The organism is Martinezella lusitana (assembly GCF_900094565.1).
GTDB lineage: Bacteria > Pseudomonadota > Alphaproteobacteria > Rhizobiales > Rhizobiaceae > Rhizobium > Rhizobium lusitanum.
In genome coordinates this window covers 238,404-247,625 of record NZ_FMAF01000003.1, presented here as the reverse complement: position 1 = coordinate 247,625, position 9,222 = coordinate 238,404, and the positions used below count along the sequence as shown (strand labels likewise).

The 9,222-nt window shown below is 59.2% G+C and carries 14 protein-coding genes; 1 reads left to right on the top strand and 13 read right to left on the bottom strand.

Features of this window, described 5'->3' with window-relative positions; translation table 11 throughout:
• Positions 1–75: 75 nt before the first annotated feature.
• The 3 genes from GA0061101_RS07545 to GA0061101_RS07535 form a co-directional block, all read right to left on the bottom strand.
• Positions 76–435 carry a hypothetical protein gene (locus GA0061101_RS07545; RefSeq protein ID WP_092573385.1) on the bottom strand — a complete coding sequence of 120 codons (360 nt, stop codon included), beginning with the start codon at positions 433–435 and terminating at the stop codon, positions 76–78.
• 69 nt (positions 436–504) lie between these two features.
• The gene (locus GA0061101_RS07540; protein WP_092573384.1) at positions 505–1,155 is read right to left on the bottom strand and encodes a regulatory protein GemA; all 651 of its coding nucleotides are present in this window, start codon (positions 1,153–1,155) and stop codon (positions 505–507) included.
• Positions 1,152–1,466 carry a hypothetical protein gene (locus tag GA0061101_RS07535; RefSeq protein WP_141694050.1) on the bottom strand — a complete coding sequence of 105 codons (315 nt, stop codon included), beginning with the start codon at positions 1,464–1,466 and terminating at the stop codon, positions 1,152–1,154. The genes GA0061101_RS07540 and GA0061101_RS07535 overlap by 4 nt, the downstream gene beginning before the upstream one ends.
• Here GA0061101_RS07535 and GA0061101_RS07530 point away from each other — a divergent pair.
• Positions 1,452–2,228, top strand: a complete 777-nt coding sequence (locus GA0061101_RS07530) for a TrbC/VirB2 family protein (protein WP_092573382.1) — start codon at positions 1,452–1,454, stop codon at positions 2,226–2,228. The genes GA0061101_RS07535 and GA0061101_RS07530 overlap by 15 nt on opposite strands.
• A 6-nt stretch (positions 2,229–2,234) precedes the next feature.
• On the opposite strand, the gene GA0061101_RS07525 is transcribed toward GA0061101_RS07530, so the two are convergent.
• The 10 genes from GA0061101_RS07525 to GA0061101_RS41025 all read right to left on the bottom strand — a co-directional run bounded on the left by GA0061101_RS07525 (position 2,235) and on the right by GA0061101_RS41025 (position 9,182).
• Positions 2,235–3,149, bottom strand: coding sequence for a DUF3164 family protein (locus tag GA0061101_RS07525; RefSeq protein WP_245297453.1), 915 nt, complete (start codon positions 3,147–3,149; stop codon positions 2,235–2,237).
• A gap of 36 nt (positions 3,150–3,185) precedes the next feature.
• Positions 3,186–3,443 carry a hypothetical protein gene (locus tag GA0061101_RS07515; RefSeq protein WP_092573379.1) on the bottom strand — a complete coding sequence of 86 codons (258 nt, stop codon included), beginning with the start codon at positions 3,441–3,443 and terminating at the stop codon, positions 3,186–3,188.
• Positions 3,440–3,727 (bottom strand): hypothetical protein, encoded by a 288-nt coding sequence (locus GA0061101_RS07510; protein WP_092573378.1) that lies wholly within the window; start codon positions 3,725–3,727, stop codon positions 3,440–3,442. Before GA0061101_RS07510 ends, GA0061101_RS07515 begins: the two co-directional genes overlap by 4 nt.
• Positions 3,724–4,752 (bottom strand): AAA family ATPase, encoded by a 1,029-nt coding sequence (locus GA0061101_RS07505; RefSeq protein ID WP_092573377.1) that lies wholly within the window; start codon positions 4,750–4,752, stop codon positions 3,724–3,726. The genes GA0061101_RS07510 and GA0061101_RS07505 overlap by 4 nt, the downstream gene beginning before the upstream one ends.
• 31 nt (positions 4,753–4,783) lie before the next feature.
• Complete coding sequence (locus tag GA0061101_RS07500) at positions 4,784–6,859, bottom strand: transposase domain-containing protein (RefSeq protein WP_092573376.1); 2,076 nt, start codon at positions 6,857–6,859, stop codon at positions 4,784–4,786.
• A 2-nt stretch (positions 6,860–6,861) separates the two neighbouring features.
• Complete coding sequence (locus tag GA0061101_RS07495; RefSeq protein WP_092573375.1) at positions 6,862–7,320, bottom strand: hypothetical protein; 459 nt, start codon at positions 7,318–7,320, stop codon at positions 6,862–6,864.
• Positions 7,317–8,174: a ParB N-terminal domain-containing protein gene (locus GA0061101_RS07490; RefSeq protein ID WP_092573374.1), complete on the bottom strand. Its 858-nt coding sequence runs from the start codon at positions 8,172–8,174 to the stop codon at positions 7,317–7,319. The genes GA0061101_RS07495 and GA0061101_RS07490 overlap by 4 nt, the downstream gene beginning before the upstream one ends.
• Positions 8,174–8,530, bottom strand: coding sequence for a hypothetical protein (locus GA0061101_RS07485; RefSeq protein ID WP_092573373.1), 357 nt, complete (start codon positions 8,528–8,530; stop codon positions 8,174–8,176). The genes GA0061101_RS07490 and GA0061101_RS07485 overlap by 1 nt, the downstream gene beginning before the upstream one ends.
• Positions 8,530–8,688 carry a hypothetical protein gene (locus GA0061101_RS39310; RefSeq protein WP_167669534.1) on the bottom strand — a complete coding sequence of 53 codons (159 nt, stop codon included), beginning with the start codon at positions 8,686–8,688 and terminating at the stop codon, positions 8,530–8,532. The genes GA0061101_RS07485 and GA0061101_RS39310 overlap by 1 nt, the downstream gene beginning before the upstream one ends.
• A 152-nt stretch (positions 8,689–8,840) precedes the next feature.
• Positions 8,841–9,182 carry a helix-turn-helix domain-containing protein gene (locus GA0061101_RS41025; RefSeq protein WP_092573371.1) on the bottom strand — a complete coding sequence of 114 codons (342 nt, stop codon included), beginning with the start codon at positions 9,180–9,182 and terminating at the stop codon, positions 8,841–8,843.
• Between the last annotated feature and the right edge of the window lie 40 nt (positions 9,183–9,222).

The following is a 9,222-nucleotide window of genomic DNA, read 5'->3' as shown; positions in this document are numbered from 1 at the left end:
CCGGGCAAGACCGGCTTTGCTGAGGGGGAATTTGCGCGTTACGGCCAGTTCAAAACAGCCGAAAGGGTTTTCGGGTCAGGTGCCAAAAAGATCGAGCTGGGAGCATTCTGCCGACTTGAGCCACTTGCGCACGGTCACATGCGTCGTGTGTAGCTGCCGCGCGATCTCGTTCGCGTTGAGGCCCTTATTATACTTTAAATGGGCGGCGATAAAGGGCTTTCCTGTCGGGCACATGAAGCCGCCAGCGCCGATATGCTTCGCTAGGGCAATGGTTGCTTCCCGGCCAATGACGTTGACAACGTCGGAGCGGTCCTGCGGGTGTTCCGAGACGTAGATGTACGAACCGCCAAAGGCCATAAGGAAGGTGATGGCCGTCTCGATACCGAGCGGCGTGACGTAGCGCTGAAGGTGGGCGGGAACGCGGATTTCAGCCACGGTGCGCCTCCGGCTGCCGATCGAAGATCAGGATCTGCTTCGTCACGGCTTTGAACCGGTGGTCGACCATTATTCGCCTGCCTTTATGGCACGGACGCGCTCGCCAAGGCCGTTCATGACCATCTGCCAATGGGAAGGCTTCAGGTCCGGCAACCAGACCAAGCTAACGCTGGCAAGCCGTGCGGCTTCCTCGTCGAAACCTTTGCGGGCGATTAGGCTCGCGCCTGGATGAAGGATCTTCCACTGTGCCCAGGCGATTTTCGCGCCGTCGCTGGCCAGCCAATCGTACCCGTTGAGATTGCCAAAGCCGACGCCGGCCTCTCTGGCGAGCCACGCTTTCAGCCCTTCGATCGCCTTGGCGGCATCGTCCGGATAGACTAGGAAACGGGTATGGTGGATACCGGTCTGGCGTTTCACGAAAGCCAGCATGGCCTTGTCGTCGCGCTCGCGGGCGACACCGAGGTTCCAGGCGGCGATCCAGAGCGCCTGGAGCTTCTTGGCATATTTCCCCGTAAGCTTCAGCCGACCGTCCTGGCGACGGGCGGCAGTCTGAAAACCGAGGCGGCGAAGTTCGGTCACTACGGCTTCTTTTTCGTCTGGCTCCATCAATGTGAGGCGAGCCTTGCCAGTGACGCGTTCATAGAGTGCGCGTCGATCGGCGTCGTCGGAAATGCCAAGCCGTCTGAAGCCGACATGGATGGCGGCGATTGTGGAGCTCATAGCAGTTCCCCCAACACTACTTCGTCGAGGCCACGCCCGAAGGCGACGGCCCTGGCGGCATCGATAGCAGCGGCGATGATGACGCCGCGAAACCAGCGGTCGCCTTCTTCATCGCGGAACCTGGTGGTGAAGAGCATGCGACGGGCTTTGAGGAGCTGGATTTGATCTGGAGTGAAACCGAGCGTGTCGTCAAACAAAATGCCGTCTGCCTTGGGAATCAAGGGATCTAGCCTCATTGCAGTTGCACTCGAAGCATGATTGTTTCTGTATCCATGGCCAGCAGGAGAAGCCTGAGCATGCAAGAACGCCATATTCGCCGCCTCAGCTGGCTCTTGATTGCTGTGGTCATATTGATGCTGGCGCTGCCGGTGGTGTTTGGAGAGCCTCGTCACGGCGACGGCACAGGCGGTGATCCCTGGCGCAATACCATCTCTGATTTTCAAACCCTGATTGTCGGCGTTCTTGCACTTGCCGGGGCGGGAGCGACGGTTTTTGCTGCCAGGGCGACTGTTAGCCAAATGCGGGAGGACGATCGCCAACAGGATCTCCGACATCGTCGTCAGATGTATCTCGACCGGCGTCGCGAGATGATTGCCGCGAAGCGGTTTGTCGATCGCGTGAGTCCAGTATTGCTCGCGCTGAAAAAGGAGATCGATCCGATTAAGCTCAAGCTGGGTGGTGATATTTATGCGAGCGCCCAGGGGGACGAGTATCAAAAATATGGTTGGAGTGTTGGTGACAAAATGCGGTACTTTGGAGCGCTTCAGAAAGCTAACGAACTTCACGAGATGCTGCAGCGGACGCGCGACATCGAGTTGGAACTTCTGAGCCGCGAAGTTGAGGAAAAGCTGGAGCTTTTTCGCGAAGTGTTGGGACGCGTCGACCAGGTTTTCAAGCAAGGCACCAGCCGCCAGGATCGATTGTACGACTTGACCGATCGCGCGCCCACGTACTACAACGATAACGTTGCCGCCGATCTCGATGAGACCAATGAACAGGCTGCCGCTCTCGAAGTGGCGCTTAAAGACTGGCTGGCGCAGCTCCAAGCTGATTTTCCGTCGAGTAACCATTAGTGCACCTCACGCATCAGCGATATTGAGAGAGATGCGAACCCATTCGGACTCGTGGGTCTCGCGGAAGCTGAAATGCAGGTACTCTTTCGAGCCGATCACCCGCACGGCGGCGTTAATGGCCTCCATCGCGCTTATCCAGCGCTTATCCTCGCTTTCGATCTTGAACAGCTCGAACACGGCGTCTTTGCTGATCTTGCCGGCCTGGTCGACATTGAAGGCGCGGGTGACAAGGCCGCGGATCTCCGCGCGACCGTCTTCGGTCCACTCGTTGAGGCATTCGTCGATAAGGCCCTTGGCAACCTGCAACTGAGGCCCGAACTCGATCAGCTTGTTGACGCGGGTCTCGACCGTCATCAGCCCGTCGATTGACCGGTACTTCTGATTTCCGGCTCCAGCGCGACCGCGTTTGACGAGGCCGTACTGGGCTTCGAGCAGACGATCGTATTCGGCAATGTCGGCGCGGGTGTGCTTCTTAAATCGGCCGAGTTCGGCAGAGAGAGTTTTAGCAAAGCCGATAATCTTGCGGACCATCTGATCTTCGAGGAAGTCTTCGGTTTTCACCAGGGCAAGCGGCGTGAGACCACCTTCAGCGTTGGTCACATATTCCTTGCCGTTTACGACGGTGATGCCCGCCGCCTGCTTTTCTTCGAGAATAACTGCGTCCATGGTTTCAGCCTCTGATTTTGTGAGTTTGGGGCGTAGTGTTCGCTGCAAGCCGAAGCTTTCGTGCGGCCTTTTCGAGCGCGATGCGGGCAGCGCGCTCGTCTCTGGAGTGATGCGCCTTTTCGAGGCGGTCATATGCTTTGATAACGTCGGCGATCGCCTGGGTGAGCGATGGCCTCGCGTTAGCGGGGGTTGGACTTGACCTCGGCTTAGGCGCTTTGACGAGATAGAATTGCTCGGCCTCGTCATGCTGGCCATCGACGGCGATGTTTAGGGTCAACAAACCGGAGTGCCTCATTGAGAACCTCCTGGCTGGTGATTGCGCCGGGCGAGGGCACGGGCGATGAAGGAAATAATGTTTCCTCCCTCTGCCCCGACATTGACCGACAGATCGCCGGTCAAACGCTTTTCCATCTCCTCGCATTCAGCAGCCACTTGATCGAGCAATTCGCAGATATCGGCGGTGATGAACGCCGATATCGATCCGCCGATGAGGGCATGGTTGAGCATTGCGTCGCGCAGTGCTGCCAGCTTCTGAGAGGCTCGGATCACGTTCTCTTCCTCCCGAATTCCGGGCGGATGATCTTGCTATCCTCGATCATCAGATTGCCCAGCGCTTGCGTGGCAAGGTCGTTGATAACTGCGCGGCCTATGTCGCCAGCTTCCGTCAGCCTAAAGACGGAAAGCTCTTGCTCCTGGTTGTGCGCGAGGCGGGCGAGTGCCGTCAGGAAGTCGCCAAGCTCGGCGATCTGGTCGGGGTCGAGGCTAGCGCCAGTCGTTGACTTTACCCGAAGGTCGTCGGCGATGGCGAACAGCTCCGTGGCGAGTGACATCATGCCATGTCCTCCACGTCGCGCATCTTCCAGGCGGACTGGATATGCCGCAGCTCTACGACGCTTGAGCCTTCGCCGATCGCCGCCATGATGGCCATGCGCATGGTCTTGTCGATCTGGCGAAACGCGCCACCCTTCATGCCGACGCCGGTCAGGAACTTGATGCAAGCCGGGTCACTGACGTTCCAGGCGGCAATGCAGGTTGCCAGATCCTCATCATATGGCTGCGTGCGGTGCAGGCGCTTGCCAATTCGGCTTTTGAGCTGAGCATAGGAACGGTCGCTCCGATGCTTGGTGAAGCGGCTGTAGACTTCCGAGTTGCCGACGATGGCAACGCCGCACTCGTAGACGTCGACGAAGTAGCGCAACTGATTGAGCGCTGCATCGTCGAGGTGCTGGCCCTCGTCGACAATAAGAAGCGTTCCGCCACCCGATCGGCGCAATCTCATGCCGATAGCGCGGGCTAAGCGTGCCGGATTATGTTCCCGCACCTCCAACTGCTCGGCCAATTCGACGAGCATACCATGGACGGTTTTCGTGCTTTCCGTGACCGTGGTGTGGAAGACGAGAGGGCGCGTGCGGGCAAACTGCCGGCATGTCGCCGTCTTGCCCATGCCTGCGCCGAGAGTGATCATGACGAAGTCAGGAGCAACCTGCGCCCAAGTCAGGGTTTCGATGATCTCAATCGAACCGCGCAGGGGCATGTAGGATGGTGACTGCGGGATAGCGGCGGCGATTCCAGCGGTTTCCTGAAGAGCGTCGAGCCATTGCGCGACCTTCTCATTCAAGCTGTCCAGACGACCTTCATACTTGCCAGAATAATACTGGCTGAAGGTGCCATCTGGCATGTCGATACGCCTTGCGACCTCGGCCTTCGTCCATCCATAGGTCTTTCCCACCGCAATGATGCGATCGATCAGGTTAAGCCACAAATCGACATCGGCCCGAGACTTGTTCCCACCAGCCTCGGGAGTGCGCGACGGGCGATCCCACGTTTTGAGCTGGCTTGTGCTGTTATGCATGTTCATTTAAAATGGCTCCGTGCAGTGCCCTTAGGGGCTATTTATCGGGCGGGTTTTCCCCGCCCTTCTTTTTTCCGGAACCGTACTCACTACTTTTCGGCTCTACATGGACGCCGGACGCAGTACTCACCGGCGTATTTCCCGAAGGAAATTCAATGACCCCGTTGCTCTGGACGATGCCCAGGGCGCGGGAGAAAAGGGTTTCAAAATGCTGCTCGCTGATGGCGTCGGCAGGCGCTTGCGCGGGTGCCAGGGCGAGGTTGCCACTGGTGACCATGCGCGTGACCGTGGGCCGGACCTTCTCCGGTTCGGCTTTCGCCTTGTCGCCTCGGGAGTAGATTTCGCCGAGCTGCTGCGCCGTGAGTGTGGCATGGGCGTCGGCGACCTGCCGGATCGCCTTGATATGGTTCTTCACGAGGCGAGCCTGCATCCGGGCGTCGTCGACATTGTCGAAGCCGGTATTCTCGATGCACTTCGCCTCGCAGATGAGACGGCTTTTCAGATCGTAGACCTTGACCGGTTGATGCAGAGCGTCGGGATCGAAGCGGATCACAACCTTGTCGCCTGCATACTGGTTGAGGGCGACATTCCAATAGCGGTTGCCCTGGTAGTGGATTTCGCCGCTGCCCTTTTTGGTCTTGATTGCCTCGGACGCGAGGAGCCAAAGAGATGCCTGGGCGGCTGTCGGCTGGCGGACGATCGTGGACGGCGCGTGCATGCTCGCCTCGAAGGTCTGGATGAAGCTTCGGCCACGGCAGTTTTCAGCGCGACGGCCTAGCTGCTCGTTATGGTCTTCGATCTGCTCAGTGACATGGCGACGGAAGTCCTCGTAAGGGATCGCGCGCGTCATGTAGTTTTCCGGCTTCGCGTCCGGCTTGTTGCCGGTGTATGCGCCGCTGCAGAAGGGATGCTTTGAGATTGCCTCGGCAAGATCGCGCCATGCGCGCTCGATCGGCTTCGACTGACCAGCGTAGGGGCGGGTGAAGTGGACGTTGATGCCAAGCGTGGTGAGCAATCCGCGAGGATCTTCCGGCTTCACCTTGAACCGGAAGCGCTGCACGGCATCGCCGCTAATCCATTTCGAGGCAAAAGCCTTGCCATTGTCGATGTACATGGTTTCGGGAATGCCGTAGCGCTCGACCATGCCGCCGATGACCAGGCGTACGGCTTCCCACGTTTCGGCCTCGGCCAGGCGGTGCGAGAGGATCAAGCCGGAATAGAGATCCTGAATACCAATGAGATAGAAACGCACCGGCTTCTTGTTCCAGGGCACATCGACGAACACGTCGATCTTGTGACCGTCCATGTTGACGGCCTGCATGGCATGGAAATGAGCGCGGCTGCGGCGCTGGGCCGGGACCAGCGTTCTCGCCTTGTCCTTGCCCTGCCGTTTCAACAGTGCCGCTGCCTTGCCAACGTCGGCTTCCATTCGACGACGGAGCGTGCGCTCCGAAGGAACTGGCTCCCATCCATTGCGCTTCGCGGCCTTTGCCATGCGGCGATAGCAGGCGGAGAATGCCGGCTTTTCGGGACGCAGATAATCCGACGCGAGGACTTCCCATGCCTTGGGATGGCATTCCGCCAAATCGGCAGCAGTGCCGTCGTTTCCGGCAAAGTCGGGAGCAAGCGCCGCCAGATGGTCCTCGGGATCAAGGCCCTCGGTCATCTTCCGCCATTCGTAATAGGCCGACTTTTGGACATCAGCGTCAAACGTGGCAATGGCGACAGCAGCGTCGCGCCGGATCGACCGATCGCAGACAAGCTGCTCGACGCGCCGAAGCACGTTCAATCGCTTCTCACAGATGGCTTTATGGTCCTTTGAAAGCTTGTTGAACCGTGCCCATAGGGCATCTTTGCGCGCCTTGATCGCCTTGGCTGCACGGTCATCGGTTCCGGCCATAACCATGGCGAAGCGGATCTGTGCGATCTTCGGCAGGAGCGAGATATGGTATTCAAAGCCGCCGCCACCCTCGCGGCCTTCGGCCTTGCGGTAGAGGGCGGGATTGGAACGCCAGCCCTCGGCCTTTGCGCGCTTCGCGAACCCGCTGAGAGAAATCGGCAAGCCGGGCAGGGAGAGGGCGAGGAGTTCACTGAAAGTCAAAAACTCGCTCATGCCTACGCTCCCCGTTTCGCGATGGTGACGGGTCGCGCTGATTGACGGCGGATTTCCGCCTCGATACGCTTGCGCTCTTGGCGAAGCCTGGCGATTTCCGCAAAGCGTGCCTCGTCACCGATCAGGACGGTGACGCCCTGGATGGATGCGACCTCGTCCCAAAGCCAAAGGGCACCCGTGGCGTGTACGAAGGCGGTGAAGCGGATTAACGAGACATCGTGGCCGGTCTTGCTTTCGGCCGTATAGGCATCGAGTGCGGCCTTGCTGACATTCGCCAGGCCGAGATATTGCGCCATGCGGGCGACGATCGTCGGGCGATCGTGCGGGCACTCGCGAATAGCCCGAGCCATCGCACGCTTGATCTTGGCGCGATAGCGGTCGATATCGATGGATTGGACCGGCATGCGAACCGGGAAAATCTCCTGGCTCCAGAAGTCGAGTTGGGAAGGATCGGTCTTCATTGAGCCTTCTCCATCGCTGCCTTGACCTGATTGCGCAGTTCGTTGGCAACGCCGGCCTCGACCAGCATGTCGAAAACGAACAGCACTCTCGTTATGCGGTCGGCCGACTTCCACGCGCGATCGAGATCAACCCGGACGGCGCGTTGTTTGTCGGCTTCGGAGACCTCTTTCGCGGGCTCCTTCGCGGCTTCCAGCACCTTCGAAAGGTCAGGTTCTTTCTTGAGAGCGGCCGCAATCTGCTGCTGTCGCTTCGGACCTTCCTTGGCGAGCTTCAGGAGCATCGACTGATTGTCTGCGGCAGGGGTGCCGCGAAGTTGCGAACGCAAAGTCGGATGCAAATCTTGCGCAATTCTGTTTAGCCGTTCGACTGCGCGCCGAGACACGCCAAGTCGATCTGCAACGTGAACAGAGAAACTTCCGGCTTCGGCCTCATCAGCCAATAATTGCGACAAGTTGGCGCGATTTCCTGGGCGACCAGGTTCAACCTTTCCGTACTTGCTTTCCCAAACATCGCGATAGGACTGCACGAAGATCGCGCGGTCCATCACGGATAGGTCGTTGCGAAAGAGGTTCTCGGTGATCTCGATGAGCTGCGCTTCAGCTTTGTCACCCTCGACGAGCATGGCGTCGATCTCAGGTTCGCCATTGATTTCGAAGGCGCGCAGGCGGTGCGCACCGGCAACCAATGTCCAATTCCCACCCTTTGCAGCGGGGGTGGCGCGCACGGTGATCGGGTTGATTAGGCCATGCTCGACGATGCTTTGCGCGATTGCACGCGCGTGTTCTTCCTCAACCGTCCGCAGACGCTCGGGAACAACGATCTGATCGATAGGGATAAGCTTCAACTCGGCCATCACGCGGCCTCCGCAGCTTTTGCCAACTCGGCCATGAATAGGTCGCCGGCACGAGAGGCTACGCGGTGGTACATGCGGTCAAAAACGCCATCAGCGCGGCGGGCTTCGATGACGCGAACAGCCATCAACATCGTCGAACGTGCGATGCCGAGCATCGAGACGATGCGTCGACGAGGAACGTTGAATTCTTCGTGGAAGATGTAGAGGGCGACTTGTCGCGCGAGGGCCGCGTCCAACATGTGGTTGGGCGGGCTGATGAGGTAGCGCAACGGTAGGTGCGAGAAATGCTGCTGCGAGGCCTTGTAGCAGCAGGCCAGCATGATCGTGAGGCGTTCCGGTTCGGAATAGGGGTTCATTAGAATGCTCCCATCTGATGAGCGACAGCGAGAGCTGCGGCAACGATGCCCGCAACCGTGGTGCTGCCGACGAGTAGCCAATCCAGCAGCCGGCAAGCGGGTGGAATGGAGGGGATAAAGGGATTTCGAGCGCCAATTTTCCCGTGCTGTTTCGTCATTGTGGCATCCAGCGGAAAAGAGGAATGTCGGGGTGTGGCGCGGGCGGTAGCGGCACTGGACAGCCGGGGTTGAGCGAAAGACGCCCTGCCGACCAGCTCAGTGGGCTGGCACCGGACAAAAAAGGCTAGAACAGCCATCCGCCCGCGCCGCGTCATGCCACGGCCCTCTCGCTGTCTGAATAGACAACAGCGGAACGGCGGCCCTGGCGATAGTTCGCCGTGGGTTGGGGGGAGTGGCGGCGGCCGTCAGCCCTGTAGCGGGAACGCCAGAGTAGATTGGGGCGTGTGCCTAACGCTGCCGCGATGGCGCGCTCGCCTGCAACGTGAGGTTCATACAGGGTGTTGCCGGCCGTTCCGGTCGGCAGACCATAGTGTTCGTCGATCCATGTGAGGCTGAGTTTTTTGACGAGGAGCTTGCCTTTTATGCGAGCAACTTCCTCCAACCGCTTGCGTTCTTCGCGGCTAACCTTGCCGCTGGCAGTACCAGAATGCATAAAGTAGTCCTTCCAGAAGGGAGGCCCTGGACCGGCCTCC

Coding starts and splice junctions, on each gene's coding strand:
- GA0061101_RS07495 (WP_092573375.1), bottom strand. CDS start 7,320: ATGAAGACCGATCCTTCCCAACTCGACTTCTGGAGCCAGGAGATTTTC.
- GA0061101_RS07525 (WP_245297453.1), bottom strand. CDS start 3,149: ATGGCCAGCATGACGAGGCCGAGCAATTCTATCTCGTCAAAGCGCCTA.
- GA0061101_RS07485 (WP_092573373.1), bottom strand. CDS start 8,530: ATGAACCCCTATTCCGAACCGGAACGCCTCACGATCATGCTGGCCTGC.
- GA0061101_RS39310 (WP_167669534.1), bottom strand. CDS start 8,688: ATGACGAAACAGCACGGGAAAATTGGCGCTCGAAATCCCTTTATCCCC.
- GA0061101_RS07530 (WP_092573382.1), top strand. CDS start 1,452: ATGCAAGAACGCCATATTCGCCGCCTCAGCTGGCTCTTGATTGCTGTG.
- GA0061101_RS07500 (WP_092573376.1), bottom strand. CDS start 6,859: ATGAGCGAGTTTTTGACTTTCAGTGAACTCCTCGCCCTCTCCCTGCCC.
- GA0061101_RS41025 (WP_092573371.1), bottom strand. CDS start 9,182: ATGCATTCTGGTACTGCCAGCGGCAAGGTTAGCCGCGAAGAACGCAAG.
- GA0061101_RS07510 (WP_092573378.1), bottom strand. CDS start 3,727: ATGATGTCACTCGCCACGGAGCTGTTCGCCATCGCCGACGACCTTCGG.
- GA0061101_RS07490 (WP_092573374.1), bottom strand. CDS start 8,174: ATGGCCGAGTTGAAGCTTATCCCTATCGATCAGATCGTTGTTCCCGAG.
- GA0061101_RS07535 (WP_141694050.1), bottom strand. CDS start 1,466: ATGGCGTTCTTGCATGCTCAGGCTTCTCCTGCTGGCCATGGATACAGA.
- GA0061101_RS07540 (WP_092573384.1), bottom strand. CDS start 1,155: ATGAGCTCCACAATCGCCGCCATCCATGTCGGCTTCAGACGGCTTGGC.
- GA0061101_RS07505 (WP_092573377.1), bottom strand. CDS start 4,752: ATGAACATGCATAACAGCACAAGCCAGCTCAAAACGTGGGATCGCCCG.